This is a genomic window from Xanthomonas cissicola, from assembly GCF_008801575.1.
GTDB lineage: Bacteria > Pseudomonadota > Gammaproteobacteria > Xanthomonadales > Xanthomonadaceae > Xanthomonas > Xanthomonas cissicola.
The window spans coordinates 48,969-75,682 of the sequence record NZ_VZPL01000011.1 but is presented as its reverse complement, the minus strand read 5'-3'; the positions used below and the strand labels follow the sequence as shown (position 1 = coordinate 75,682).

General features: G+C 67.0%; 23 protein-coding genes, 1 other RNA gene and 4 pseudogenes. 12 read left to right on the top strand and 16 right to left on the bottom strand.

What is annotated here, in order from left to right:
• Positions 1-125: 125 nt before the first annotated feature.
• Positions 126-200: non-coding RNA, sX9 sRNA (locus F7R02_RS07185), on the bottom strand.
• 142 nt (positions 201-342) lie between these two features.
• On the opposite strand from F7R02_RS07185, the pseudogene F7R02_RS07180 reads away from it, so the two are divergent.
• Positions 343-2,132: pseudogene (locus tag F7R02_RS07180) on the top strand (endonuclease).
• Between the two features lie 128 nt (positions 2,133-2,260).
• Here the strand turns inward: F7R02_RS07180 and F7R02_RS07175 are convergent.
• The 5 genes from F7R02_RS07175 to F7R02_RS07150 form a co-directional block, all read right to left on the bottom strand.
• Positions 2,261-3,091 carry an oxidoreductase gene (locus F7R02_RS07175; protein WP_005920149.1) on the bottom strand — a complete coding sequence of 277 codons (831 nt, stop codon included), beginning with the start codon at positions 3,089-3,091 and terminating at the stop codon, positions 2,261-2,263.
• A 255-nt stretch (positions 3,092-3,346) separates the two neighbouring features.
• Positions 3,347-3,922, bottom strand: a complete 576-nt coding sequence (locus tag F7R02_RS07170; protein ID WP_005920148.1) for a hypothetical protein — start codon at positions 3,920-3,922, stop codon at positions 3,347-3,349.
• A gap of 197 nt (positions 3,923-4,119) precedes the next feature.
• Positions 4,120-4,734, bottom strand: coding sequence for an START domain-containing protein (locus tag F7R02_RS07160; RefSeq protein WP_033483944.1), 615 nt, complete (start codon positions 4,732-4,734; stop codon positions 4,120-4,122).
• Between the two features lie 152 nt (positions 4,735-4,886).
• Positions 4,887-5,051: a hypothetical protein gene (locus F7R02_RS26325; protein WP_167520982.1), complete on the bottom strand. Its 165-nt coding sequence runs from the start codon at positions 5,049-5,051 to the stop codon at positions 4,887-4,889.
• Positions 5,052-5,161: 110 nt separating this feature from the next.
• Positions 5,162-6,172, bottom strand: coding sequence for an AraC family transcriptional regulator (locus F7R02_RS07150; RefSeq protein ID WP_078590159.1), 1,011 nt, complete (start codon positions 6,170-6,172; stop codon positions 5,162-5,164).
• Positions 6,173-6,442: 270 nt separating this feature from the next.
• Between F7R02_RS07150 and cutA the strand changes: the two genes are divergently transcribed.
• The 6 genes and pseudogenes from cutA to accC all read left to right on the top strand — a co-directional run bounded on the left by cutA (position 6,443) and on the right by accC (position 12,742).
• Positions 6,443-6,778 (top strand): divalent-cation tolerance protein CutA, encoded by a 336-nt coding sequence (gene cutA, locus F7R02_RS07145; RefSeq protein ID WP_033483946.1) that lies wholly within the window; start codon positions 6,443-6,445, stop codon positions 6,776-6,778.
• Between the two features lie 37 nt (positions 6,779-6,815).
• A pseudogene (locus tag F7R02_RS07140) lies at positions 6,816-9,065 on the top strand (protein-disulfide reductase DsbD family protein); the annotation flags it as partial.
• A gap of 832 nt (positions 9,066-9,897) precedes the next feature.
• On the top strand, positions 9,898-10,344 hold the full coding sequence (aroQ, locus tag F7R02_RS07135; RefSeq protein WP_003483185.1) for a type II 3-dehydroquinate dehydratase: 447 nt from the start codon (positions 9,898-9,900) through the stop codon (positions 10,342-10,344).
• A gap of 87 nt (positions 10,345-10,431) precedes the next feature.
• On the top strand, positions 10,432-10,923 hold the full coding sequence (gene accB, locus F7R02_RS07130) for an acetyl-CoA carboxylase biotin carboxyl carrier protein (RefSeq protein WP_003483182.1): 492 nt from the start codon (positions 10,432-10,434) through the stop codon (positions 10,921-10,923).
• A 77-nt stretch (positions 10,924-11,000) separates the two neighbouring features.
• A pseudogene (locus F7R02_RS07125) lies at positions 11,001-11,366 on the top strand (four helix bundle protein); the annotation flags it as partial.
• An 8-nt stretch (positions 11,367-11,374) separates the two neighbouring features.
• A complete protein-coding gene (gene accC / locus F7R02_RS07120) occupies positions 11,375-12,742 on the top strand; it encodes an acetyl-CoA carboxylase biotin carboxylase subunit (protein ID WP_007961984.1) in 1,368 nt (455 codons plus the stop codon).
• Between the two features lie 143 nt (positions 12,743-12,885).
• Here the strand turns inward: accC and F7R02_RS07115 are convergent, their stop codons facing one another.
• Together F7R02_RS07115 and F7R02_RS07110 are read right to left on the bottom strand one after the other, a co-directional pair.
• On the bottom strand, positions 12,886-13,251 hold the full coding sequence (locus tag F7R02_RS07115; RefSeq protein ID WP_003483177.1) for a hypothetical protein: 366 nt from the start codon (positions 13,249-13,251) through the stop codon (positions 12,886-12,888).
• Positions 13,248-14,177: a hypothetical protein gene (locus F7R02_RS07110; RefSeq protein ID WP_078590160.1), complete on the bottom strand. Its 930-nt coding sequence runs from the start codon at positions 14,175-14,177 to the stop codon at positions 13,248-13,250. The genes F7R02_RS07115 and F7R02_RS07110 overlap by 4 nt, the downstream gene beginning before the upstream one ends.
• A 216-nt stretch (positions 14,178-14,393) precedes the next feature.
• Here F7R02_RS07110 and F7R02_RS27220 point away from each other — a divergent pair, with 216 nt between their 5' ends.
• Together F7R02_RS27220 and prmA are read left to right on the top strand one after the other, a co-directional pair.
• Positions 14,394-14,528, top strand: a complete 135-nt coding sequence (locus F7R02_RS27220; RefSeq protein WP_268892704.1) for a hypothetical protein — start codon at positions 14,394-14,396, stop codon at positions 14,526-14,528.
• Positions 14,529-15,137: 609 nt separating this feature from the next.
• The gene (gene prmA / locus F7R02_RS07100) at positions 15,138-16,058 is read left to right on the top strand and encodes a 50S ribosomal protein L11 methyltransferase (protein ID WP_078588869.1); all 921 of its coding nucleotides are present in this window, start codon (positions 15,138-15,140) and stop codon (positions 16,056-16,058) included.
• Positions 16,059-16,080: 22 nt separating this feature from the next.
• On the opposite strand, the gene F7R02_RS07095 is transcribed toward prmA, so the two are convergent.
• Positions 16,081-16,590 carry a hypothetical protein gene (locus F7R02_RS07095; protein ID WP_033483951.1) on the bottom strand — a complete coding sequence of 170 codons (510 nt, stop codon included), beginning with the start codon at positions 16,588-16,590 and terminating at the stop codon, positions 16,081-16,083.
• 143 nt (positions 16,591-16,733) lie between these two features.
• Here F7R02_RS07095 and F7R02_RS07090 point away from each other — a divergent pair, with 143 nt between their 5' ends.
• The 3 genes from F7R02_RS07090 to fis all read left to right on the top strand — a co-directional run bounded on the left by F7R02_RS07090 (position 16,734) and on the right by fis (position 19,197).
• Positions 16,734-17,111 carry a helix-turn-helix domain-containing protein gene (locus F7R02_RS07090; RefSeq protein ID WP_003483164.1) on the top strand — a complete coding sequence of 126 codons (378 nt, stop codon included), beginning with the start codon at positions 16,734-16,736 and terminating at the stop codon, positions 17,109-17,111.
• A gap of 325 nt (positions 17,112-17,436) precedes the next feature.
• Positions 17,437-18,819 (top strand): DUF3426 domain-containing protein, encoded by a 1,383-nt coding sequence (locus tag F7R02_RS26865; protein WP_235857267.1) that lies wholly within the window; start codon positions 17,437-17,439, stop codon positions 18,817-18,819.
• 105 nt (positions 18,820-18,924) lie between these two features.
• On the top strand, positions 18,925-19,197 hold the full coding sequence (fis, locus tag F7R02_RS07075; protein WP_002804983.1) for a DNA-binding transcriptional regulator Fis: 273 nt from the start codon (positions 18,925-18,927) through the stop codon (positions 19,195-19,197).
• A 193-nt stretch (positions 19,198-19,390) separates the two neighbouring features.
• Here the strand turns inward: fis and F7R02_RS07070 are convergent, their stop codons facing one another.
• From F7R02_RS07070 to F7R02_RS07040, 7 genes and pseudogenes are all read right to left on the bottom strand, one after another.
• Positions 19,391-20,365 (bottom strand): phosphatidate cytidylyltransferase, encoded by a 975-nt coding sequence (locus F7R02_RS07070; RefSeq protein ID WP_167520981.1) that lies wholly within the window; start codon positions 20,363-20,365, stop codon positions 19,391-19,393.
• A complete protein-coding gene (locus F7R02_RS07065) occupies positions 20,362-20,994 on the bottom strand; it encodes a lysophospholipid acyltransferase family protein (RefSeq protein WP_003483153.1) in 633 nt (210 codons plus the stop codon). Before F7R02_RS07065 ends, F7R02_RS07070 begins: the two co-directional genes overlap by 4 nt.
• On the bottom strand, positions 20,991-21,629 hold the full coding sequence (locus F7R02_RS07060) for a CDP-alcohol phosphatidyltransferase family protein (protein WP_078588870.1): 639 nt from the start codon (positions 21,627-21,629) through the stop codon (positions 20,991-20,993). Before F7R02_RS07060 ends, F7R02_RS07065 begins: the two co-directional genes overlap by 4 nt.
• Positions 21,629-23,133, bottom strand: a pseudogene (locus F7R02_RS07055) (TIGR04222 domain-containing membrane protein). The gene F7R02_RS07060 and the pseudogene F7R02_RS07055 overlap by 1 nt, the downstream one beginning before the upstream one ends.
• Positions 23,130-23,576: a hypothetical protein gene (locus F7R02_RS07050; RefSeq protein WP_011050363.1), complete on the bottom strand. Its 447-nt coding sequence runs from the start codon at positions 23,574-23,576 to the stop codon at positions 23,130-23,132. The pseudogene F7R02_RS07055 and the gene F7R02_RS07050 overlap by 4 nt, the downstream one beginning before the upstream one ends.
• Complete coding sequence (locus F7R02_RS07045; protein ID WP_078588871.1) at positions 23,573-24,910, bottom strand: phosphatase PAP2/dual specificity phosphatase family protein; 1,338 nt, start codon at positions 24,908-24,910, stop codon at positions 23,573-23,575. Before F7R02_RS07045 ends, F7R02_RS07050 begins: the two co-directional genes overlap by 4 nt.
• Positions 24,907-26,667, bottom strand: a complete 1,761-nt coding sequence (locus tag F7R02_RS07040) for a bifunctional alpha/beta hydrolase/class I SAM-dependent methyltransferase (protein ID WP_078588872.1) — start codon at positions 26,665-26,667, stop codon at positions 24,907-24,909. The genes F7R02_RS07045 and F7R02_RS07040 overlap by 4 nt, the downstream gene beginning before the upstream one ends.
• Positions 26,668-26,714 lie beyond the last annotated feature (47 nt).

Below are 26,714 nucleotides of genomic sequence, written 5' to 3'. Positions count from 1 at the left end.
CCAGCACAGCGCGCGGAAAAAACCCGACAAAGCGGGTGCGGGCCAGAGATTGTGCTGCGTGGGCGGCTTTCAAGGGCTGGCGGCAAAAATTTTTCGCTGACCGCTTCTCTCCGAACGCCGAGGGCGGCAGACAACACAGAGCGAGCGGTCGTCAGGTGGGCGCGGACGGCGCGCGGAACAGGCGTGTACGCGTGGTACATGCCGGTTCCGGGCGCCGGCCGCGCCCGCCTGGCAGACGCGCAGCAGTTTGTTGAGCGCTCTAGAAATGGAACCAGGTTCCATCGCTTGTCATGCGCGCGCCTTACAGTCGGGAACGCATTCCCCGATCACAAGGAGCTGTCGATGAGGTTGCCGTCCCGTTTCGTGTCCCTGCGCTGCACCCTTCCCCTGGCCTGCGCGTTCGCGCTCGGTGCCACCTCCGCCGATGCGGCGGTCTTCATCAACGAACTGCACTACGACGACGCGGGCGCCTCCGGCGACAGCGGCGAAGGCGTGGAAGTGGTGGCCACCGCCGGCGAGTCGCTGAGCGGTTACCGCATCTACCTGTACAACGGCGCTGCCGCCAGTGCGGCAGTGGTCTATGCCAACACGACGCTGCCGGCCGGCACGGTGGTGAGTTGCGGCAGCCAGGTGCGTCTGGCCACGGTGAGCTACGCCAGCAACGGCGTGCAGAACGGACCCAACGACGGCGTGGCGCTGGTCGACCCCAACGGGCAGTTGGTGCAGTTCCTCAGTTACGAAGGCGCCATCACCGGCAGCGGCGGCCCGGCGGCCGGCGTGACCAGCCAGAACCTGCCGGTGAGCGAGAGCAACAGCACCGCGGTCGGCAGTTCGCTGCAACTGACCGGCACTGGCAGCAGCGCGGCCAACTTCAGCTGGGCCGGCTCGGCGGCGCAGACCTTCGGCGCCTGCAACCGCGGCCAGACCTTCACCGGCAGCGACGGCGGCGGCAGCACCGGTGCTCCCAGCATCAGCAGCACCACACCGACGCAAGGCGCCACCGGCTTCCCGGCCGCCGGCGATCTGGCCGTGGGCTTCAGCGAGGCGGTGACGCTGGGCAGCGGTGCGTTTGCGCTGAGCTGCGCCAGCTCCGGCAACGTGGCATTGACATACCCGACCAGCGGCACCCGCTTCACCCTGTCCACCAACACCGCCCTGGTCGGCGGCGAGCGCTGCACGCTGGCCATTACCGCCAGCGCCATCCGCGATGCCAGCGGCCTGAGCCCGGCCGCCAACCAGTCCATCGCCTTCACCGTGGCCACCGCCAGCGGCGGCGGCACCGGTTACTACGCGCGGGTCAATACCACCAACGCCAGCCAGCTGCGCTGCTCGCTGCACGCCACCATCAAGGGGCACACGGTCTACCCGTACAGCGGCAGCGGCACCAGCACCTGGACCATCCTGGAAATGGCCGACGAGGATCCCAACAACAGCGGCCGCATCCTGGACGCCTACCGCAACCGCAGCTACGCCAAGGTCAGCGACCGCGCCGGCACCGGCAGCGGGCTCACCTACAACCGCGAGCACACCTGGCCCAACTCGCTGGGCTTCGGCAGCGCCACCGGCGACCGCGGCCTGCCGTACGCGCCCTACACCGACACCCACATGCTGTACCTGACCGACACCAGCTTCAACGCAGACCGCGGCAACAAGCCCTATGCCACCTGCACCAGCAGCTGCGGCGAGCGGGTGACCGAAGTCAACGACGGCAGTGGCGGCGGCAGCGGGCGTTACCCAGGCAATTCCAACTGGGTACGCACGCCCGACGGCAACAGCGGCACCTTCGAGGTGTGGGCCGGCGCAACGGCGACATGGCGCGCGCGGTGATGTACATGGCCATCCGCTACGAAGGGGGCCTGGATGCGACCACCGAGCAATCCGAGCCGGACCTGGAGCTCACCGACGACCGCAGCAAGATCGTGCAGACCGCGGCCTCGCCGGCGTACATGGGCCTGCTCTCCACCCTGCTGGCCTGGCATCAGGCCGACCCGCCGGACGACGCCGAGCGCGCCCGCAACGAGGTGATCTTCAGCTTCCAGGGCAACCGCAACCCGTTCGTGGATCACCCCGAATGGGCCACCGTCAGCCTGTTCAACTCGGCCAGGCCGGCCAGTTGCCAGTTGCTGAACTGAGGACGATCACCGGCGCTCCGATCGCGGCGCGCCGGGTGTCTTGCGAGCCACTGCCAGCCCACTGCAATAAATCGCATTCCCCTTAACATCATGACTTGGCATTTGATCAGCGCAAGCCAGCTCCGTTCTCAGCGCGTCTGGCTCAGGATGATGCGGTCGAACATGCGATCGCCGAGCCAGACGCGCATGCGGATCAGCATCCTGGCGAACTTGCCGGCCGCATAGCGCGTACGCGGGTTGTTGCTGGCCACCGCCCTGGAGACCACGTCTGCGATCACGCGCGGATCGCTGCCCTTGCCATGTCCGTACGTGGTGTCGATCGATTTGGTCACCATCTGCACCAGCCGGCCATAGGGGCCGCTGGCCGAGCGCTTGGCGATGCTGTCGGTGGCGGCATCGCCGAAGCCCGTCTCGATCACGCCAGGTTCGACGATCACGACCTTGATGCCGAACTCGGCGACCTCCAGGCGCAAACAATCAGACCAGCCTTCCAGCGCATGTTTGGTCGCGTGGTACCACGCACCCAGGATGCTGTACATCTTGCCGCCCATCGAGGTGATGTTGACGATATGCCCGGCGCGCTTGGAGCGCATCGCGGGCAGCAGCAGTTGGGTGAGCCGGGCGGCACCGAACAGATTGACTTCGAACTGGTAGCGCGCTTCGTGGATCCCGATTTCCTCGATCGGCCCGTACAGTCCAAAGCCTGCATTGTTGACCAACACATCCACGCCGCCCGTCTGGGCCAGGATCGCGTCGACGCCGGCGACGATGTCGTCGTCCCTGGAGACGTCCATGCACAGGGGGTGTGCGCCCAGCAGGGCCAAATCCGCCATCCTGTCGACGTTGCGCGCCGCTACGTAGACCTGATAGCCATCCTGGATGAGACGGTGCGCAATGGCTTTGCCCATGCCCGACGACGCACCGGTGACCAAGGCGGTTTTCTTTCCTTTGACGAACATGTGAGACCTCGATTGAATGGATGAGGTCCATTCTCCGGATGCGCGAGCAGACTCGACTTGCAATCGGCGCCAGAGTGCTGACATTTCGCGCCATGCATCGCAACCATCGCATTCGGTGGACCCGGCGATCTGGTCGAGCCGTCCGTCCAGACATTGCAGCCCGCTGTTCTGCTTTGGGCGCGGTCACTGGTTGGTGCAGGCCTTCATTCGGTAGCAGGCCGGTGGCTGCTGGGGGCAATGGCTGCAGCCCTCCAGCTAGTGTTTTGAAGAACGACCCGATGCTGCCGGGTTCGGCACCGGCATCACCACGGCCCGATCTGCATGACGGTGCTCTGCATCGAGCCGAACCAGCGCTGCCGTATAGGGCACTGCACGTCGCTCGGCGAATCCGTCGATCAGTAAACCAATGGCCCCCAGCAGCACCAGCGTCGAACCCAGACCGCGCCCCCATTCCGGGCCGGCCACGTAGTGCAGGATCAGCCCCAAGGCAGCCACCAGCCCCAGGACGTAGTAGGTCATGCGAAAATTGGCATTGACCTTTTGCATGCGTGGCAGCTCTTTTTGCACCAGCATCGAAGGGCTTTCCTGCAGGCCGCTTTCAATCGCGGCGACCTGTTTGTCGGTGCGCAGGCCAACGCCGGCGCCTACGCCGACCAGCACGATTCCAAACAGGATCGAGGGTATGGCGACGCTCCATGCATACCCTCCGCGCTCGGCCTTCAGGGCCGCGACTCCGAAGATCACGAGCAACAGGCCGGTGACGGCGATGAAATAGATCGCCTCGATTTTTTCCCCTCGAAAGTACATGTGCATGGCATCGATGAATGGCATGTGCTTGTCCTGTGGCGTCATGGAGTTGATCGCTTCGTCCGCATGGAAACATTGGGTGCGATTGGAATGGCAGCGTTACTGGCCAAGCCATTTTCTTCAGACATCGAAAAGCCGACGACCAGCGCTCTTTGCCTTCGATGTATCCGTGAAATCTTTCGCTGCCGAACAGCTGGCCGACACGACGTTCATGGGCCTGGTCAGTGGGCTTCCTGCAAGTGGCTTCGCAGCGCCTTGAGCGTCCCGAAGGGCGTCTCCACCACCGTCTGGTTGGCCAGCCAGCTCGGAATGGACCCACCAGGCGAGGCGTGCATCTGGTAGGTGACGTCCACGCCATCCGCGTCCGGCACCAGCGTCCATTGACCCTTGGCCCGGGGAATGCGCACCTTGCCCTTGCGCAGTGGCAAGTAGTCCGGGACTGCCTCCACACGCACGGTGATGGCACCGTCGCCGGCCTTTTCATAGATGAAGTGGTAGACGCCGTCGCGGTTGGATACCGGCCAGGGCGCGCTGTTGTCCAGATAGTGGTACTGCTCGGTGTCGGTGGCCTTCAGCAGTTCCGAAGCGGCCACGTCCGGCATCCACTGGCGGAAGGCATTCGCGTCGCGCAGCACCTTGACCACATCGTCCGCAGCGGCCTTCAATTGCACCTCGCCCCGAAATTCGCGTAAGGGCGAGCCCTCGACGTTGCGCACGTAGACCTTGATGCCTTCGGCATCCTTGGCCAGCGACCAGCCGTCCTGCGCGAATGCCGCCTGGCCAACCAGCAACCCCACCAGCATGGCGATGGGAAGAAGAAAGCGCCGAACGTTCATGGTGACACCTCAAGTGGAGGAATGAACTGACGATAGAGCGCCTCGCCTTGCGATGAACTCGCCATTCGCGCCAGAGGAACGGCAATGTGCGCCAACCTCATTCGCCTTAGAGCGTGCCGCTTTTACCTGCTCCACCCGCGTCACCTGGGCCGTCAGGGCATGGCGTTGCGGCACCGGACGCAAGGTCTGCAGTTGCGCGACAGCAGCCTCGCGCCCCAGGCGCCGAGCCCCTCTTGCCGCTCGGCATCGTGCACACCAGCCGGCTCGATCAACAGGCTGACGCGCATGAGGTGGGCGCGCTCGAGATCCTTGGCCATAGCGGCGAAACGCACAGGGCAGCGCTCGATGCACCCCTCTCAAGGCGTTCGGCGCCTGATCGGCTCAGCGCATGCAACGGAGCCTCATGAGACCAGGACCCTGTCGCTTCTCAGTTCAGGCGCATGGCGTTGCGCGCGGTATCCGGCGTCTGGCCCGTCCATTCCAAGAAGGCGCGATAGAACGAGTTGGGGTCTTCGAACCCCAACAGGAACGCGATCTCCCCGCCGGTCATCGTGGTGCTGCCGAGGTAATGGCGGGCAAGGCTCTCCCGGGTCGCATTGACCAAGGCGCGAAAATTCGCCCCTTCGTCTTCGAGGCGGCGCTGCAACGTGCGCTTGCTGAGCCCCAGGCGTTCGGGGGCCTTTTCGATGGTGGCCATGTTGCTGGGCAGCAACTCCAGCAGCACCGCACGCACGCGCTCTACCGTCGTCGCCGCCGCATCGAGTTCGCTGAGCCGGCGGCGCAGATCGGGTTCGAACACGCGCCACATGCCTTCGTTCACGGTCAGGAACGGACGCAGCGCGTCGGCGGCGCCGAAGGTGATGGCCGGAGCCTCGCCGTGTCGAACGGGGACGCCGAAGAAGCGCTCGTAGCGCCGCGCATAGGCGCCGGGCGGAAGCCGCGGCAGTACCACGCGCAGCGCCTGCACCGGCTCGCGCGTCGCCAGCCGGGCCAGCCGCAGGAAGAACGCGACCTCTGCGACCTGCAGCGAGTAAGGCACTTCGGTCTGCACCGACAACCAGCGTGGCGACACCGTCAGTGCTCCCGCACGGTCCACGTCCACCTCCAGGCCCATGGGCGCCACGAGTTGCTTGTACTTGGCCAGGCGCTGCACCGCCTGCATCAGGTTGGCGCTGCACAGGGCGGCGAACAAGGGCGGATCGAACACCTCGGCCGACACCATCTCGACCAAGTGCAAGGGAAACATGGCATCGCCCGCTTCCAGTTCCAGCGCCCGCCAGAAGCGGAAATACTCGTCCGTGTCGAGCCCGCGGCCGACGCGCGCGAACAGATCTTCGGGCAGCCCGGCCTTGCGCAGCACGTGTTCGGGCTTCAGGCCGAAGTCCTTCAGCAGCGTGCGCCAGCCGATGTCCAATGAAAACGTGAGGTTGCGTGCCATGCGAAAGCGACCGGGGGTCGATGGTGACCAGGCTGGGACGAGGACGGAACTAGCGTAGCGCCGAACCGAAGCGCGGGACATGCAATACACGCCAAAGTGATTGCAATGCGTGCCAGGGGCTAGGATTGCCAACCGCACCAGTTGGAGTGTGTCCGCGCCTGCACCCTGCCCGGTCGTCGCATGGGCCTGCAACCAAGTCCCCGCGGCCCCGGACCTACGTCCGAACCAGGCCCGGCAAAGCCCTGCCGGCGTCCCTATACTGTCGGTCGCATGTCTTCGCTCCCACCCCTCCGCCTGCTGTTCAGTACCTGCCCCGATCCGGCTAGCGCCGCGCGGATCGCCCAGGTCCTGGTCGAAGAGCGCCTGGCCGCGTGCGTGAGCCGCCTGCCCGGCGTGCATGCTACGTATCGCTGGCAGGACGTGGTGGAACAGGCCGAGGAAGTGCTGCTGCTGATCAAGACCGCCGCCGACCGCATCCCCGCGTTGCAACAGCGGCTGTGCGAGCTGCACCCCTTCGACGTCCCCGAACTGATCGAGCTCGAGGTCGCCGGCGGCTTGCCTGCCTACCTGCAGTGGGTGTACGCCGAAACCCGTGAGGAACCGTAAGCCGATGACCGTGCTGCACCGTATCGCCGCCCTGTGCCTGCTGGCCCTGGCCGCTTTCCCCGCCCTGGCGATCAGCGAAAAGGATCTGCTGCCAGTGGACCAGGCCTTCGCGCTGAGCGCCACCGCCGACAGCCGCGACCGCATCGCGCTGAACTGGAAGATCGCACCGGGCTACTACCTGTATCGCCACCGCATCAGCGTCAAGGCCGGAAAGGGGTTTGCCGCAGGCGAACTGGCGCTGCCGGAGGGCGAGAGCAAGCACGACGAGTTCTTCGGCCAGGTGCAGACCTACCGCAAGCAACTGCAGGCCACCCTGGCCGGCAAGGCCGACCCAGCGGTGCAGACCGCCGTCCTGCAGGTGCAGTACCAGGGCTGCGCCGATGCCGGCGTGTGCTATCCGCCGCAGCGGCGCGAAATCCGCGTCGACCTGCCCGCGGCCGATGCCAGCGTGGCGCAGGCCACTGCTGCGCCACGCGAAAATCTGGGCGCGCTGGTGCCACGCAGCGCCGCCGGCCCGCGCCTGTTCGGCGCCCCCGGCCAGACCGCCGGCGTGGATGCGTTGCCGCTGCCGGCCGAGCAGGCCTTCAACTTCGAAGCCATCGTCGGCGACGGCAACAGCCTGCTGCTGCGCTTCACCCCGGCGCCGGGCTACTACATCTACCGCGACCGCACCTCGCTGGCACTGGAAGGCGCCAGCGGCGTGCGCACCGGGCTGCCGCGCTGGCCGCAAGGCAAGGCCCACCGCGACGAGCACTTCGGCGATGTGGTGGTGTATTTCGACCGGGCCGAAGTGACCTTGCCGCTGCTGCGCGACCACCCTGATCCGGCCCACGTGACCCTGGTGGCCACCTTCCAGGGCTGCCAGACCGACGGTATCTGCTATCCGCCGATGACCCGCCGCGTTGCCCTCGATGTGCCGGCCGGAATCGTGTCGCCGCAGAACCAGGCCCAGGCTGCGCCGTTGATGATTTCGCCGCTGGCTGCCGGTCAGGCACCGGTCGAGCCCGCGCCTGCCGCCAGCACTGCCAGTCCGGTCGCCGATGCCTCGGCCGGCAATCCGGAGCGCACGCCGCCGCCGCATACCGACAAGGGCCTGCTGGGCATGCTGGTACTGGCGCTGCTTGGCGGGTTGGTGCTGAACCTGATGCCCTGCGTGCTGCCGATCCTGTCGCTGAAGGTGCTGGGCCTGGCGCACAGCGGCGAGAGCCGCGGCCACGCACGTAGCCATGCGATCTGGTACTCGCTGGGCGTGCTGGTGTCCTTCGCCGCCATTGGCGGGCTGGTGATCGGCTTGCGCGCCGCCGGGCAGGCCGCCGGCTGGGGCTTCCAGTTGCAGCAGCCGTGGTTCGTCGCCGCGCTGGCCTATCTGATGTTCGCGGTGGGGCTGAGCCTGTCGGGCGTGTTCACCTTGGGTACCAACCTGGGCGGCATCGGGCAGTCGCTGGCCGCCCGCAACGGACCGCTGGGCGACTTCTTCACCGGCGTGCTGGCCTGCGTGGTCGCCAGCCCCTGTATCGCGCCGTTCATGGGCACGGCACTGGCCTACGCCTTCACCGCGCCGGCGTTGCTGGCGATGCTGGTATTCCTGGCGCTGGGCCTGGGCCTGGCGTTGCCGTTCCTGCTGATCGGCTTCGTGCCTTCGCTGGCGCGGCGCCTGCCCACCCCCGGGGCGTGGATGGAAACGCTCAAGCAGGTGCTGGCGTTCCCGATGTATCTCACCGCGATCTGGCTGCTGTGGGTATTGGGCAAGCAACGCGGCGTGGATGCGCTGGCCTTGATGCTGGTGGGCGCCACCCTGCTGGCCTTGGGCCTGTGGTGCTTCGAGCGCAGCCGCTGGAAGAGCCACCGCCTGGGCATGGGCCTGGCCACGGCGATGCTGGTGCTGGCGCTGGTGCCGGTGGTCGCGGTCACGCGCCTGAGCCTGCCGGCGGCCACCGCGACCGAGGGCGTGGTGACGTTCTCCCCGCAGTTGCTGGACCGCCTGCGCGCCGACAACCGCGTGGTCTTCGTCAACATGACCGCCGATTGGTGCGTGACATGCAAGGCCAACGAAAAGAACGTACTGAGCAGCGCCGAATTCCGCGACGCGTTGCGCCGCGTCGATGCGGTCTACATGAAGGGCGACTGGACCAATGTCGACCCCGCCATCAGCACCTTCCTCGACCAGCACCAGGCCGTCGGCGTGCCGCTGTACGTGGTCTACGGCCCCGGCGCCCCACCGGCGATCCTGCCGACCGTGCTGACCGGCGCCATTACCGAAGATGCCTTGCTGCGCGCAGCGCGGTGAGGCAGCGCCTTCGCTGCAGCTGGTGACCTCGGCGGCCGTCTGTTGGCGGGCTAGGTCGAAGATGTTGCGAATCATGTAGACCGGCACCCGCGCCACAAGGCGCGTTGCGGCACGTCCAAGCGCGGGTTCGCTGCCCCTCTTGGCCGTCAGTCTGCGTGCCCCGCGCTCTGCTGGCGTCCTGCAGACCGGACTGGCCGGTGCCGGCATGGGCAGGCGCGGCGTCAGGCTGCGCGCGGTGTCGCCTGTTCAGTGCCTCCGACACCTGCGCCGCCTTGATGCATGCGATGTGCAGCAGGCGACAGTGGCCGCGGCCGGCATGACGGGCAGCTGCACGAAGCGAGGCAGCAGACGGGATCGATCGCGCCGATCGCCCTTCATCTGACACGTCGGCCCTGTCAGGCCCGGCGCCTCGTTGTTGGCGCCTGGATCTGCGCGCAAAACGTAGATCGCGGCCCTGCCGCAGCATCACCTCCTGCGCCCTTGCCACAAACAGGCCGGACACCCACCGAATTGCTGCCGCCGGCACAACATTCTGACGCCCGGCAGGAGAGGATGCCGACAGCGCGACCGGCCGGGACGGCGCCTCCAGCGCGCCAGAGCGCAAACGCTGCGCGACGGGTGCGCACGGCCGGCTACCGGTTCGGCTCGCATCGGGCTGGGGCTATTCAGAGCCGGCACTATGACCTTTGGCGCACTGATGCCTGCCACCATTAGCCACCGCCCAAACCACTCGAAATTTAAAACAATCGTTTTAAACAGACCTAAGTTCGTCGAACTGGACAGCATCGACGACATCGCGCAGACTTCCGGCCTTTCCGCTCTTGCCGATCCCATGGCCCATCTGCTGCTGTTGCATGGCCCCAACCTCAACCTGCTCGGCACCCGCGAGCCGGAGGTTTACGGGCGTACCACGCTGGCGCAGATCGATGCGGCCCTGGTGGACCGCGCGCAAGCGGCCGGGCACGTGCTGCACTGCCTGCAGTCCAATGCCGAGCACGTGCTGGTGGAGCGCATCCACGCCGCGCGCGAGGACGGCACCGCCTACATCCTGATCAACCCGGCTGCCTTCACCCATACCTCGGTGGCGCTGCGCGATGCGCTGCTGGGCGTGGGGCTGCCGTTCGTGGAAATTCATCTGTCCAACCCGCACGCGCGCGAGCCGTTCCGGCACCACAGCTATCTCAGCGACAAGGCCGACGGGGTCATCTGCGGCTTTGGCGCAGACAGCTACCGGCTGGCCCTGGAAGCGGTGATCGCGCGCCTGGAGCGCGACGCATGACCCCTGCCGCATCGACCTCGGCCAGCGCGCCGGCGTCCTGATCCCATTCCGCCGGCACTCCCCACCGTTTCACTTCCAGAGGCCCTTATGGATCTCCGCAAAATCAAGAAACTGATCGACCTGCTCGAAGAATCCAATCTCGCCGAAATCGAGATCAAGGAAGGCGAAGAAAGCGTGCGCCTGGCGCGCGTGCCCAAGGGCGCGGCCATGCTGAGCGCGCCGGTGCAGCAGCAGTACGCGCCAGCCCCCGCCGCCCAGGCGCCGGCCGCCGCGGCCACCATGCCGATGCAGTCGCCCACCGAAGCCTCCACCGGCGGCGCCAAGCAGGCCGCCGCACTGCCGGAAGGCCACGTGCTGCGCGCCCCGATGGTCGGCACGTTCTACACCTCGCCCTCCCCGGACAAGCCGGCGTTCGTCACCGTCGGCCAGCAGGTCAAGGTCGGCGATACCTTGGCGATCATCGAGGCAATGAAGATGTTCAACCCCATCGAAGCCGACGCCTCCGGCACCATCGTCGCCATCCTCGGCGAAACCGGCCAGCCGGTGGAATTCGATCAGCCGCTGTTTGTGATTGGCTGAAGCGCCGGGATTAGGGAATCGTGACTCGGGATTCGCAAGAGCGACCGCACGAGCGCCTGACGGTGTGGCGCGATGCGATGTCGCTTGTCGAAGCGATCTACCGCCTGAGCCACGACTTTCCTGATTCCGAACGTTTTGGGCTGACGGCACAGATGCGCCGCGCCGCGATCAGCATTCCGTCGAACATCGCGGAAGGGGCCGCACGTCGCTCTACGGCCGAGTACTTGCGCTATCTGTCGATCGCGCGCGGCTCGCTGGCAGAGTTGGACACGCAGTTGCAGATCGCCACACGGCTGCAGTTCACCTCGTCCGATGTGGCAATAGCCGACCTACTGAACCGCACGTTTGCCAAGCTCAACGCATTGATCCGCACGTTGGAGCAGTCGCGACATCTCCGCGAACCCAGCGCCTTGTACGAATCCCCAATCCCCAATCCCGAATCCCCAATCCCATGCTCGATAAAGTCGTCATCGCCAACCGAGGTGAAATCGCGCTGCGCATCCTGCGCGCGTGCCACACGCTCGGCATCCGCACGGTCGCGGTGCATTCCACGGTCGACCGCAACCTCAAGCACGTGGCCATGGCCGATGAGTCGGTATGTATCGGCCCGGCCGCCTCCAGCGACAGTTACCTCAACATCCCGGCGTTGATCGCCGCGGCCGAGGTGACCGATGCGCAGGCCATCCACCCCGGCTACGGCTTCCTCTCGGAAAACGCCGATTTCGCCGAACGTGTGGAGCAATCCGGCTTCATCTTCATCGGCCCCAAGGCCGACACCATTCGCCTGATGGGCGACAAGGTGGAAGCGATCCGCGCCATGAAGGCTGCCGGCGTGCCGTGCGTGCCCGGCTCGGGCGGCCCGCTGGGCGATGACATCGTCGCCAACACCAAGGTGGCGCGCGAAATCGGCTACCCGGTGATCATCAAGGCCGCCGGCGGCGGCGGTGGGCGCGGCATGCGCGTGGTGCATTCGGAGGCGGCGCTGAAGGCTGCCATCGAAACCACCAAGTCCGAAGCCAAGGCCGCTTTCAGCAACGACCAGGTCTACATGGAGAAGTTCCTGGAAAATCCGCGCCACGTGGAAATCCAGGTCCTTGCCGACGGCCAGGGCGGTGCGATCCATCTGGGCGAACGCGATTGTTCGATGCAGCGTCGCCACCAGAAGGTGGTGGAAGAAGCGCCGGCGCCGGGCATCACCGAAGAACTGCGCAACGAGATCGGCAAGGTCTGCGTGGACGCCTGCATCCGCATCGGCTACCGCGGCGCCGGCACCTTCGAGTTCCTGTTCGAGAACGGGCGCTTCTACTTCATCGAAATGAACACGCGCATCCAGGTGGAGCATCCGGTCACCGAGCGCATCACCGGCATCGACCTGGTGTGCGAACAGCTGCGCATCGCCGCCGGCCACAAACTGAGCATCAAGCAAAGCGACATCGTGCTGCGCGGGCATGCGATCGAATGCCGCATCAATGCCGAGGACCCGGAAACCTTCATGCCCAACCCGGGCCTGATCACCGCCTTCCATCCGCCAGGCGGCCCTGGCGTGCGCGTGGATACCCACATCTACGCAGGCTACAAGGTGCCGCCGAACTACGATTCGATGATCGGCAAGCTGATCGTGCACGGCCCGGATCGCGAAACCGCGATTGCGCGCATGCGCGTGGCGCTGAGCGAGATGGTGGTGGACGGCATCAAGACCAACATCCCGCTGCAGCAGCGCATCATGCGCGACAAGGGCTTCCAGGCCGGTGGGCAGAACATCCATTACCTGGAAAAGCGCCTGGCCGAGCGCAAGAACAAGTCGATCGCCCTGACCTGATCGCGCCTGCCCTTGCATCGATGAAGCAGAAAAGGCCCGGGAAACCGGGCTTTTTCGTTGTGTTGCGGTACTGCGCCGCGGTGGCTAGCAAGGCCCCAGATGCCACGCCGACAGTCGTGTCGGCGCGGGACCTGCTGCGCCACTCACCGCCGCGGCGCAGGCGCCTGCTGGCTGCCCGGCACCGGCACGATGCCGCTGGCCGATGATGGGTCGACCACGGTCATGGTTTCGGTGGAGCCGTCCGGCCACACCACCTGGAAAGTGGAGCCAGCCGGCAAGGTGGAAAACGGCATGGCACTGCTGGCGCGGTAGACCGCAGCGACCTGGCTTGCGCCATGCCGTCGCTGCTGTTCGTCGGCGGTGACGCTGGTGGACTTGACCGACAGCGGCTGGTACCGGTGATCGGCGGTGTCGATCATCACGATGCTCACTGCCGCCGCCGAATACGCCACGAACAACGCCACCCATAACCAGAACTTGGCGCCGTGCGCCAACCGACGGTAATTCATGACTGCGCTCCCGGATCGGAGACCAATGTATCGACCATCTCATCCACCCTGTCTGCTCCCTGCCGCGGCACCGCGGCATCGAATACGAACGACACGAAATCCTGTGCGCTGTCGCGCGAGCAGATGCCCGCGTTGGCGCAATAACTGGTGACCAAGGTGCTGCCGGCGCTGCAATCGAGCCCCAGCCGGCATGCAGCCACCTGCCAGGCCAGCTCGGCGAACTGATCGCCGGCCACATAGCCTTGGAGACTGTCATCGCCGCTGGCCCGCGCGCCCATCGCCGGGGCCAGGGCCAGATAGGCCTCGGGATCGCGCGAGGCCAGCACGCGTTGCACCAGCGCGCGCTTGTAGCCGGGCGATGCGTGCAACGGTTCGCCCAACGCCAGCATGGCGGCCTCGGCGGCCAGGCTGCCGGCGCGCGCCGCGACCAGGCGTTGCTGGGCAACCATGCGCGGACTCAGCCCGTCGGTGGGGGCGAAACCGGCGCAGCGCTGCGCCAGGCGCGCGCGTGCGGCATGCATCGCTGCCACTCCCGGCGTGTGTTGCGCGGCGATCCATGCGCTGTCGGCGGCATAGCCGGACGGACTGGCCGCATAGGGCGCGCAGTAATCGTAGACACGGCTCAACCGCCACCCGGCCTGTGCATCGCCGGCACGCACCTGCTGCTGCAATTGCTGCGCGTAGCGATACAGATCCGGTTGCGCGTCCACTGCATCGCGATGGGGCAGCTGCAACGCGGCACCGTGCTCGGTCGCCGTGTGCGGCTGCGGTGGGGCGGCGCTGACCGGGATCACCTGTGCAGCAACCGGCACTGCGCGGTCGGCATCACGCCCGGCCGGTTGCGCGCGCACATGCCACCACGCGGCCGCCGCAAGCGCAGCGGGAGCGAGCAGCAGCCAGAGATGGCGGGCACGAGCAAGCGGCATGGATGGCGGCGACCCTGCTGCGGAACCACCCGCAGCGACGGCGCGGAGTCTAGCACCCACCCACGCGCACAGCTGCCGCCAAGCAGACGCTGCCAGTGGAAGTGGCGAGAAAGGGGCGACATGCGGTAACGGCCTGCGCGGGCTGCAGGTGAGTAGCGCGCTGCAGGCGTTCGGTTGCGCAGTGCTGTGGGATGTTTGCTTTTGCTGTGCTGTGCTGTGCTGCGTGTTGGTGTTGGTGTTGGTGTTGGTGTTGGTGTTGGTGTTGGTGTTGGTGTTGGTGTTGGTGTTGGTGTTGGTGTTGGTGTCGATGTTGATGTTGCTCAGCTGCTTGCCGGCTTGCTGTTGAGTTGATCGGTTGCGGATGCCGGATGCGGCATCGATTTTCGCGGGTTGAGCATCCGACAGCAGCGCATGTCGAAAGCTCCTGCTTGGCCCGAGTCTGGCGTTGCGCTATCGCCTCGACGACGCTGCGTTGCCCAGTTGCAGCGCTGTCGAGTTGTGAGTGGACCCACGCACCGCACACATCGCGGGGCACGACAGCACGACAGCACATATGCAGCCGTCTACGCGCGCGATTGCGCCTGCTCGCAAAGATGCAACGCCTCTTCCTGCTTGCTCGCCTCGGCCCTCACCCAAAGACCTTGTTCGATGACTCAACGGCATCACCGGTTCGCTCCCACGTGTGGCGGCATCGGCCACAGCCATGGGCAGGGCAACACATCCACCGCAGACGCGCTTCCAGACAGCGTCACACCGGGCCATCGTCCAATCGCCGACAGCACGCCGTCTGCCTGGCAGCGGACGCATCCTGATCGGCGAAGCAGGGTTTTTCCACCTCACGCATGAGTAGGACATACCGCCGGAGCCGACGGCGCCTGCGAATGCAATCGCCTGTAGAGCGGCAGGCACGCCGGCACGAATGGTCTAGGATGCGTGGTTTCGAATTGCCCGACCGCCCCGATGCCGTTTCTTGAACTGACGCTTTCCTGTTCCGAGGTCACCCTGCCCCGTTTCCAGAATGCACTGGACGATGTGGGCGCACTGGCGGTGACCATGCTCGACGCCGATGCCGATACCAGCAACGAGCGCGCCATTCTCGAACCCGGTGTGGGCGAGATGCCGCTGTGGGACCGACTGACGATGACCGCGCTGTTCGATGGCGACAGCGACGCGCTGGTGGTGCTGGCGGCGCTGGAAGCCTTCGATCCGGGCCTGGACTGGAGCCAGGTGGCGTTTCGTATGGTCGAAGACAGCGACTGGGAACGTGCCTGGATGGACCTGTTCAAGCCGATGCAGTTTGGCGAACGCACCTTTATCGTGCCGTGGAATCACGCGCTGCCCGAAGCCGCGGACACCCCGGAAGCCGCCGTGGTGCGGCTGGACCCGGGCCTGGCATTCGGCTCGGGCACCCATCAAACCACCGCGCTGTGCCTGCGCTGGCTGGACAGCCTGGCGGGCAACGGCGGGCTGCAGGGCCGCAGCGTGCTCGATTTCGGATGTGGCTCGGGCATCCTGGCAGTCGCCGCGCTGAAGCTGGGCGCCACCCACGCGGTCGGCGTGGACAACGACCCGCAGGCACTGCTGGCGACCGCCGACAATGCGCAACGCAACGGCGTGGACGCCCAGCTGGCGGTCTACATGCCGCAGGACGAACCGGTGCAGACCTACCAGGTGGTGGTGGCCAACATCCTGGCCTCGGCACTGGACGCCCTGGCCGACACCCTGGCCGCGCGCGTGGCACCGGGCGGACGGATTGCGCTGTCGGGCATCCTGCACGGCCAGGAAGACGACTTGCTGAAACGCTACGCCCCCTGGTTCGAACAGTTGCGCTGCGAACGCGACGAAGACTGGATGCGGATCGACGGCGTGCGCCGCGGCTGATCCAGCACGTCATCCACGCCGGCTAGCGCTGTGGCCGGCCGGCGCGGATCTGCGCGGTAGTCACTGCATCGGCCACGCTGATCGCCCGCAACCGGGTCACCAGTTGCCAGCCGGTGCGTTGCAGCGCCGCCGTGCGCCACGGCCCGGCCTGCCGGGCCACCCAGACCCGCAGCAGCACCTCAGCCACCAGCAGCGCCGTCCAGGCCACGGGCGACCACCCCTGCACACCTGCAAGCGCCACTGCGCCGGCAACCACAAGCATCGGCGCGCTCACCGCCAGCACCGGCCATTGCCGCTGACGTAGCGCCCAGATCCGCGGTGCCAGCGCTGCTGACCACTGCGGACCATCGGCCACGGCAGTCCACTCGGCGCCACGCCGCCAGATCGCATACCGGGCCGCGCCACGAAACCGTCTGACCGCAGGGTCCACTGGCGAATGGGCAGGCCACGGCGCATCTGCGGGCGCGGCGGACGGGTGCGGAGTGCGCCGCTGTGGGTCGGGTTTCCGGCCGGCAGGCTCGACCATGAACATCCTCCTTGAGTTCGCTGTGATGTGACCATCACCGATTCGCCGACAGTATCGCAAACATATGGCTATATGAAAGTTATACGAACTATCTCGAGGCGCTGCTAGGGCTATATCTCCCGCCCCTGCCTGCCCTCCAACGGTGCCGTGTGAGCAAGCTGTACGAACGAGTACGCGAAGCCCGCAGCCTCACCAAGCTGACCCAGGAAGCCCTTGCCGGCGAGCTGGGCGTCACCCGCAGCGCGGTGGCGCAATGGGAGATGGCCGAAGGCACCGCACCGTCGGTGGAAAACCTGATCGGCCTGGCCAAGCGCAGCGGGATGGCGTTCGAATACCTGGCCACCGGCCGCGGCGACCGCGTGTTCGGCCCGCCGGTGTCGGCCATCGCCGAAGAACCGGCGCAGTACCGCCGCCTGGATGACCAGCAACGCGTGCTGCTGACGCGCTTCGACACCCTGACGCCGCGCCAGCGCGCCGGCCTGCTGGATCTGTTGCTGGCTGAAGGGAAGACGCGGCGCAGGCGGTGAATCGGGAATCGGGAATCGGGAATCGGCGAGTTGACGCACCCGGCACCGAGATCTCAAGGCGATGTTCCGCTAGCTGTAGCCTCCTGATCCTGGATGCGCCCGGGCGTATCGCCGGCTTGCGTTGCTGTCGCGGCGGCCGTTTTCGGAGACGGCATGCGCTGCGCGCGTTGCGTCGGCATCGACGCAGACGGCGCCATGACCACTTGGGTCGGGTGCGAGAACCTGCAGGCATGCGCGCTGCGGGTTGATCGCATCGCCGCCGGCACAGGTTCGCCGTTGGACGTGCGCGTGGTTGAATAAGGGTCTTCCCGCTGCACGCCTGCCGATGTCCGAGACTCCGCCACCGCGCCGCCCCCTGGCCACGTTCCTGCGTGCGACGCCGGCCGCTCCGCCGCTGGTGCCCACCCCGCTGGTTCCGGCTGTGGAGCCGCCGGAGCAGGCCATACCGGCCCCAGGCTCTGCGTTGCCGCCGGCAACACCGCCGCCGGTGGACGCGCAGCAGGCGCCGCGCGTGCCATCGCCTGCCGCCGCGGTGGCTGCGTCGCCGCATCGCGCGACGGGCACGCCCGGACACGATGGTGTCCAGGCGCCAGTGTCCGGCGAGGCGCGACTGCCCGCGCCCGGCACCACGATGCCGTCCGCTTCGGCGACCGCACTCGCGGCCGGACGCGTCTCTGATGCGCTGGGCGATCCACCTCGCCCGGCGTCGGCCGCCAGCGACGCCCACGCCAGCGATGACGGGCTGGCCCCGATCGATGCCGCGACCGATGACGCCCTCCAAGACCCAACCGCGCGGACTGCACCTGTCCCGCTGAATTCAGCGCAGCAACGTGCGCCACGTGCGTCGGCGGATGCAGAGCTGCCGTCCCGGAATGCGCCGGGCACGTCGAAGGCGCTGACGGAAACGACCGCGCGGCAGGTTCCAACCGCAGCGGCAGCAGCGTCTGCAGTATCTGCAGCACCTGTTGCAACGGCGGCAGCCGCAACGCAGGCCGATACCATCGGCAGCGAGCGGACGGCGAGCACACCCGACGGCCAGTCGCACCCGGGCCGCCCCTCCAGCCATCCGGACCCGGCAACCACCGAGTTCAGCGCAGCCAGCGCATTGGCAGGCGAGGACGCGCAGTGCGATGCCGGCATCGCGCAGTCCCGCCCCTCCCCTGCGCAGTTGCAGCCCCTGCCCGCTCCCGCCTTGCCCGCGCCCGCCTTCGCGCGGCGTGGCGTCACCCGGCCGCAGCTACGCGCCAGCGGGCGCCAGTGGGCGCTGTTGGTCGGGCTGGTCGGCGTGCTCGGGTTGCAGATCGTCATCGCCGACCGCGCGCACCTGGCCACCAGCCCGCGCTGGCGGCCGCTGATCAGCGCGGCCTGCACGCTGGCGCGCTGCAGCGTGCCGGCCTGGCGCGAGCCGGAGGCGCTGACCCTGCTCAACCGCGACGTGCGCCCGCTGCCCGGCGTGGCCGGGGTGCTGCAGATCCAGGCCAGCTTCCGCAACGACGCGCGCTGGGCACAGGCTTGGCCGTGGCTGCAGCTGTCGCTGTCCGATGCCGACGGCCGGGTGATCGGCACCCGCATCTTGTCGCCGCAGGACTATCTGGGACAGTCGCCGGCTGCGCAGGACACGCTAGCGCCGGGTCAGGCGGTGCAGGTCGCGTTTCGGGTGCGCGAACCGGCCGCGAGCACCGCTGCCTTCAGTTTCGACTTCCGGTGAACGGGCGCGACCGCCACGTGGGCGTGGCGAGCGATGAGGTCACGCGCTAGACTCACTCCCCCTCGCCGGCCACGCGTCCCGGCTTCGTGACACTGGGAATCTCCTTTGAACGCAGCCCCCTCTCGTCCTGACACCAGTCGTGGCGCCCCGAAGTCGCCCCTGCGCGAACACGTGGCCCAGTCCGTTCGCCGTTATCTGCGCGACCTGGACGGCAGCGACGCGGACGACGTTTACGAAATCGTGCTGCGCGAGATGGAGATCCCGTTGTTCGTCGAAGTGCTCAACCACTGCGAAGGCAATCAGAGCCGCGCTGCGGCGATGCTGGGCATTCACCGGGCAACCTTGCGCAAGAAGCTCAAAGAGTACGGGCTGACGTAAGCCGGGAATCGGCAATCGTCACGGCGTGGTTCTGCCAGACGTGGCGCGCACGGGCTCCCGATCACAGCGTGGTGTCGTGCGGGTCAGCCTTCCGGTTGGCCAGACGCGGCGGTTGACCGACGCGCGCTGGGGATCCGGTGCTGCAGATCGCCAACGGCACGCGATGCACGTGTTGCGATTTCATGACAAGCGGTCACGCCCAGCCATAGCGAATCAGGTGGAAGAAGACCGGCGCGGCGAAGCACACCGAATCCAGGCGGTCGAGCACACCGCCGTGGCCTTCGATCATATGGCCCCAGTCCTTGATGCCGCGATCGCGCTTGATCGCCGACATCACCAGCCCGCCGAAAAATCCCATCAGGTTGGCCACCAATGCCAGGCCGAAGGCATGCCACGGCGCGAACGGGGTGATCCACCACAGCGCCATCCCGAGCAGGCTGGCCGACACCACGCCGCCGATGAATCCTTCCACCGTTTTGGACGGCGACAATTTCGGCGCGATCAGATGGCGGCCGGCCAGTTTGCCCCACACGTACTGCAGTACGTCCGAGGACTGCACCACGATCACCAGGAAGGCGATCAACAGCAGATTGCGCCCCGCATAGCCGGGAATGTCCAGGTTCAACAGCGCCGGCACATGCGAAATGCAGAACACGCAGATCATCAGGCCCCACTGCACTTTGGCGGTGCGTTCCAGATAACGCGTGGTGTCGCCGCCGATGGTGGCCAGGATCGGCAATACCAGGAGCGCGTAGACCGGAATCAGCAAGGTGTACAGGCCGTACCAGCCGGTCCACACCAGGCCGTATTGCCACGGTAACACGACGTAGAACGCGGCCAGTAACGCGTAGTAATCGCCGCGCCGGGTCGGGGTCAAGGTGATGAACTCGCGCAGCGCAAACAACGACACCAACGCGAACAAGCCGATGACGCCGGCGCGGCCAAACACGAACGCAAGGCCGACCACCGCGGCCATCACCCACCACGCGCGAATGCGGGCGACCAGGTTGTCCAGCACTGCGCTGGGGCGTTCGCGTGCGCGCCAACGCAGGGTTTCGGAAATCAGCGTGGCGATGATGAGCACCAGCGCGATACCGCTGAACAGCCACAGCGTCTGCTGATGCATTGAAGACTGCTGCAGCTGGCCGCTGTACGCAGACAGGCTCATGCGCGCGCCTCCAAGTGATCCGGCGACAACGCCAGCAACGCCGCACGTGCACGCGTCAGAAATACATCCTTGGTTTCGTCCGCGTCCAGGCGCAATGGCGCGCCAAAGGTGGTGGTGCACAGCAGCGGCAACGGCAACCACTTGCCCTTGGGCATCACGCGCTTGAGGTTGTCGATCCACACCGGCACGAACTCCAGTTCCGGGCGTTGCCGTGCCAGGTGATACAGCCCGCTCTTGAACGGCAGCACGCCATCGTCCGGGTTGCGCGTGCCTTCGGGAAACAGGATCAACGAATCGCCGGCGTCCACCGCATCGCACAGGCACTGGATCGGGTCGCGCGTGCGCTGCGCCGGGTCGCGCTCGATCAATACGCCGTTGAAGACCGCATGGATCAGATAGCGCCGCAGGGCGGTGCGCTGCCAGTAGTCGGCCGCCGCCACCGGGCGCACTTCATGCCGCAGGCCGGCCGGCAGCGATGACCAGATCAGCACGAAATCGCCGTGGCTTGCGTGGTTGCCGTAATACACGCGGCGTTCGTTGGAGGGCGCGCAACCGCGCCACAGCGCACGCGCGCCGGTCAAGGTACGAATGGCGCCGCTGCAGCCGCGCGCGATGAAACGGGCAATCATTTCTGCTCCAGGGTGCGCACGATCGTGCGCAGTCGTACCGCCACCGTCAGCAAGGCACCAGCGATCAACACCGCCAGTGCGCCGATCAGCAGCCAGGCCGCAAGACGCGGCTGGCCCATCCATTGCAGCGGCAAGGCCAGCGCGCCTGCCAGCGACAACCACTGCATGCGTTGCACGCGGCTCATCGGCCCCTGTCGCGGCTCTGGCATGCCGCAGGCCAGGCCCAGCATGCGCACATATGCGGTGGCCACGCAGCACAGCGCCGCCGCCCACCCCAGCTGCGCAGCCCACGGCAGGCCGGCCTGCAGTCCATAGCCCAGGCCCACGCAGACCAGCACATCGGACAACCGATCAGGCGCATCGTTGTAGACCTCACCGGCGCGCGAGACCATGCGCGCCTGGCGCGCCAGCACGCCATCCATGCGGTTGCACCACAGCCGCCCCTGCAGCCCGAGCACCGCCAGCAGCAGTGGCATGGCTCCTTCTCGCGCAGGCGCGCTCAATCCGATGTAGAACATCAGCCCGGCCAGCGCCGCAAACGCGATGCTTACCCACGACACGCCATTGGGCGTGGCGCCACGCCCGCGCAGCACGCGCGCCCATTGCAGCTGCCGCTGTTGCTGTCCGTGTTGCATCAGTCGCCTCCTCCACCGCAGCCGCCACAGCCGCCACAGCCACCGCCACCATCGCTGCTATCACCATCGCCGCCGCTGTCGCCGCCGCCCCCGCCGCAGCTGCTGCCACTGCCACCGGCGTGGCCATGCGGCGCACGCAGGCTGTGGTAGTCGGCCCAAGCGGTCCCGATCAGTGCCGCGGTGCCGTACAGCGCCACTGCCTCGCCTGGATCACCGCCGGTGCGCGCCGCATCGCGTCGCCGCGTGTGACGCAGTGTCGCAAGGCGGGCCTCGCCGCCGAGCGTGCGCCGCACGCGCACCAGCGCAAAGCCCAGCACCAGCAATGTGGTCAGCACCATCAGACACAGCAGATAGCCCACCGGATGGTTGCCCTGCACGCCGATGACCAGCTTGCACAGGCCAAGCCCCCATACCAGCGCCACCGGCACGGTACATGCCAGACGCACCGCGCGTGCCTGCGCCTGGCTCAGCCACAGGCCCTTGTCGATCAAGCGCTGCTCCAGCGGTGCGGCCAGCGCGCGCAACGCGCGCAAGGCCCACACCGGGTCTTCGGTGGTGCGCACCGCTTCCAGTGCCGGCTCCAGCGCAGGCGGAACCGCAATCTGCCGGTGGCAGCGCACCCAGTGGCGTGCCGGTTCGGTTGCGTCGCGCTCCAGATACACCGCATTGCGCACCAGTAACTCGGTGAACCACAGGTCGGCCACGCGATCGGCACCGCCGGCCAGATACGCAAGCTCGCTGGCATCCAGTGCTGCTGCGGTGCGACCGCGTCGCAGCACCCGTCGCAACCATGCCGCCATCGACCAGGCCAGACCGATCAGCGCGATGAACAGCGGCAGGAAATAGACACCGCGCCAGTACAGCGGCGACAGCCCCCGCCATTGGCCGCGCGACAGGCCATGCCCACCACCACCACGATGATCGCCCACGCGAAGACGGCATACGGCACACCGCGCTGCGGCCCAGACAACTGCGGCGCTCCACGCAAGGCCTGCAAGGTCTGTTCGGCAGTGTCCTCGTGCAGCGGATCCAGCGTCGATTGCTGCGGTCGCGCCGCAGGCCACCATTGCGCCGGCGGCTCGCCGAACTGCGTGCGGTAACGCTCCAGCGTCTGGCGGTACTGCGCCTGGAACCGCGCCTGTTCGCCGGCATCGCCGCGTCCGGGTTGATGATGCAGGGTGGTCTGCAGCACGTGCGGGCAGAACTGCTGCCAGTACTCGCGGGTGTCGGTCAGATGCGTATGCCAGACTTAGTCGACCAACGGGCTGGGGGTGACCTCGTGGGTGTCGGTGCAGGCAAGAAAACAGAACCGTCGGTACTCCTCCACCAACGCCTGCGCTTGCGCGGTGCTGCACTGTGCCTGCTTGGCCACGCGCCGAACGAAGGCCGCAAACGCCGCGTCGTCCTGGCCAAAGCGGTAGCCCTGCAGCCGCTGCCACAGCGCCCGCTGCGCTGGCGTGGCGTGTTGCGGTTCGCGCTGAGCGGAATCGGGTGCGTTGCTCATCTGAAGATCCCGAGAGCGAGCGCAGCAGCCACCAACAGCAGTTGCACCACCACGCTTGCCAGCTGCCAACGCAGCAGGCGGCGCATGCCGGCGCAGCGCGATGCCCAGTCGCGTGCGGGCGGCAGCTTCGCCACCAGGCCAATGGCATGCATTGCCGCATCGAGTTGGTGCGCGGCCTCTTGCTCGGTGCCGCCGCAGCGTTCGAGATGCGCGATGGAGGCCGCCAGCAGGTCGGCATCCAGGCCCACGCGAAACGCCCAATAGCGCTGCACCACGCCCGCAAGCACGCTGATGGCATAGCCCAACTGCATCAACGGCGGCGCCTCGGCTACGCCGAGCAAGCCAATGGCCGCTGCCAGCAGCAGGAGTGAGAAGCGGTCCAGTGCTGCACCTTGCCGCAGCACTGCGCGCATGGCCGGCAAGGTCAGCGGGGAGGTATTCATTGCGCTCTCCGTTCGGGGATGTCGTCGCCACCGTCATGACCGTCGCATGCCGCCACGATCGCCGCGCGATGCGCGTGCCCAAGCATGATCGACGGCCGCACGGCGCGTAACTGTGCGATGGCCGCATCCACGTCCCGGGCGCGGCCGCTGCGCACCAGCCAGGTGGCCATGCTGGCAGCACTGCGCGAATAGCCCAATGCGCAACACACCAGCACCGGGCCGTGCGCACGCGCCTGCGCGATCGCCTGCGCCGCCTCGCGTAGTTGCGCTGGCGACGGTGCGACCAGATCGAGCATCGGCACCACACGGTCCTGCGCCTGCGCGGCGTACAACGAGAGCTCTGCAGACACGTCCACCACCGCAGCACGCTCGTCGCGCTGGCCGGGCAGCGGAATCCGCCCCAGCCACACGCCATCGCATACCGCGCGCGGCGACGGGGCGCGCCGCGTCCAGAGGCGCGAGTTGCACCATGCTGCCATCAGATACGGCGCATACAACCAGCGCGCGGCAAGACTCAGGCGCCCATCGCTGCGCTTCTGGAATCCGCCCGGCCCGAGCAGCGCGTAATTCAACGCAACCAGCAGCAAAGCCAGGGCGATCCACAGCAACCACAGTCCTGCACCTCCGCTCCATAGCGCCAGCGCAGCGCTGACCAGCGCGCCGGCCAGATACATCACGGCCAAGCGCCAACGACGCAGGTCGCGTGCAAACCGTGCCCGCGCGAACGGTGCAGCGATACGCTCCGGCCACATCCACACGCATAGCCAGCCCACCGCGAGCCCGGTGGGAATATCCAGAAAGTGATGCTGATACGTGGTCAGCACCGACACACCGATCAATGCGAACCAGGCATGCAGCAGCCAGCGCCACACCCCGCAAAGATGCTGCGCATAGCGCACCCACAGCACAACCAACAGCACGATGTGCAGCGATGGCGCCTGATTGAAGGGTTTGTCAAAACCCAGCAGCACCGCGAACAGCCAGCCGAACACGCCCCCGGTCTCGGGCCGCACGAAGCTATAGCGCAGCGGCCACAGCAAAAAACACGCCACGCAGATCAGCTGTGCGCTGAGCAAGCGCAGTGCATGGGTGTCCAGCTCGCGGCGATTGCGGCAGACAAAAAACGAGACCGCGTAGCACGCATCGATCGACCAGTACGGCACGATGGTCCACGGCCAGAACGGCATGCCGTGTTCCCAGCCGAATACCACCGACGGCACCTGCGTCGCCCGCCCGGCCAGCGTGTTGGCCAGGCCGTAACTGAGGAAGAAAAACGGCCCCAGCAACGCCAGCCACATCGCGGCACGACCGACTGGCCGCGCAGCGCGGCTCATGCGTCGACCCGCTGCGCCATCGACACGGTGAAGATGCCAAACGCATCGATGCGTTGCGCCACCTTGCGAAAGCCCGCCGCTTCCACCAGGCCATCCATCTCCTGCTGGCTCCGCCGGCGCATCACCCAGGCCACGCCATCGCGGTGGCTGGTCAGCGCGCGCGCAATGAATTCCAGCTGCGGATGCCAGGGCTGACCGGTGTAAAGCAGATAACCGCCCGGCTGCACCGCCGCGGCCAGGCCGGCCAGCGAGCGCGCGACCTGGTCGTTATCGGCAAACAATTCGTACAGGCCCGAGACCACCGCCAGCGTCGGAGCCGGTTGCACGGACGCCAATGCTGCCGGGTCGAACGCATCGCCTTGTTCGAAACGGGCGATGTCGCCAGCGCCCAGCGCCTGGATCAGCGCAGTGCCCTGGGTCACGTTGGGCGGGCTGAAGTCGCGCAGCACGATTGCATCGGCACGCTGTGCGCCGCTGCCCAGCGCCTGGAGCACATAGCGGCCGTGTCCGGCAGCGATGTCCAGGACGCGTACCGGCTTGCCGGCGCCACGCAAGCGCGCCGCTGCCTCGCGTAGCAATTCGCCCAGATGGCTGCCGCGGATGCGGATGCCGCGCCAACCGATCGCGTTGAGATACGTGCGGTCGATCATGCGGCCCAGCGGCCCGCGACCATGCGCCTGATTGCGGTAGATGTAGTCCAATGTGCTGCCGGAATCGAAACCGGTCTGCAGACCAAGCGCGATGCCCTCGGAGAGCTTGCCACCCAGGCGCAGGCCGGCACGCACGCCCCGCCAGCGCAGGTCCTGCAGGCTGTTGCGCTGCGGTGGCCAGGCCAGCCGTTCGGCCTCTTCGAAACTGGGGCCGGCACGGTGGGCATTGCGCAGCGCGGCGCGCACCGGCGGTTGCGCAAACCGCGCTTGGACGAACTGGCGAATGTGCGCGATGGCAATCGCGCGATCGCGTTCGCCTAGGGTGTCGTGGAAAAACCCCGGTAGCCAGTGGCGCTGCTTGATCGGCGAGCGCAGGTTTTCGTAGAAGCGATCCTGCGGGCCGCGATGCACCACAACATCCGCGCCGGAGACCAGCAACTGGGTCGGCACGGTGATGGCCTGTGCATCGTCCACCACGCGATCGGCGGCCGCGTACAGACCGAGCAATACGCGCACCGAAATCGGGCGGGTGATCAACGGATCGGTGCGATAGCTTTCCACGCGCGCCGGATCATGCGTTAGCCATTGCGGCTTGACGTAGCTGTTGACGAAGAAGTTACCGCGCAGCGCATGCAGCAACGCCAACCCGGCGCGTGCGAACGGCACATGCAACTTCACCTTGAACGCCGGCGATGCCAGCACCAGCGCGCGCAGCGGCGGGGCGTAATTGTGTACCCAGGTGGCAGCCACCACCGCGCCCACACTCTGCGCAATCACCACGATGTCCTGCACGGCGATGCCGTGGGTGGCGCGAAGATGCGCGATGAAGCTGTCCAGATCGCGCACCAGCGCCTCGAAGCCCGGCGCATCGCCACGCACGCCGGGCGAGCGACCGTTGCCGCGTGCATCCCAGGCAAAGAACTGCGCATCGGGCATGTCGAGTTCTTCGGCAAGATGCATCACACGGCCGGAGTGCTCATGGCCACGATGCAGCAGCACCACCGCCCTGGGCGTGCCGGTCGCAACGGCATCGTGCAACGGCCAGTGCCGGTAGAACAGCGGCACACCATCGAAACTGACGAACTCGCGCTCTAGCACTGTGCGCATCGAAGCATCCTGAAAGTCGAAAGGTTGAATCGCAGAGATCACCGCAC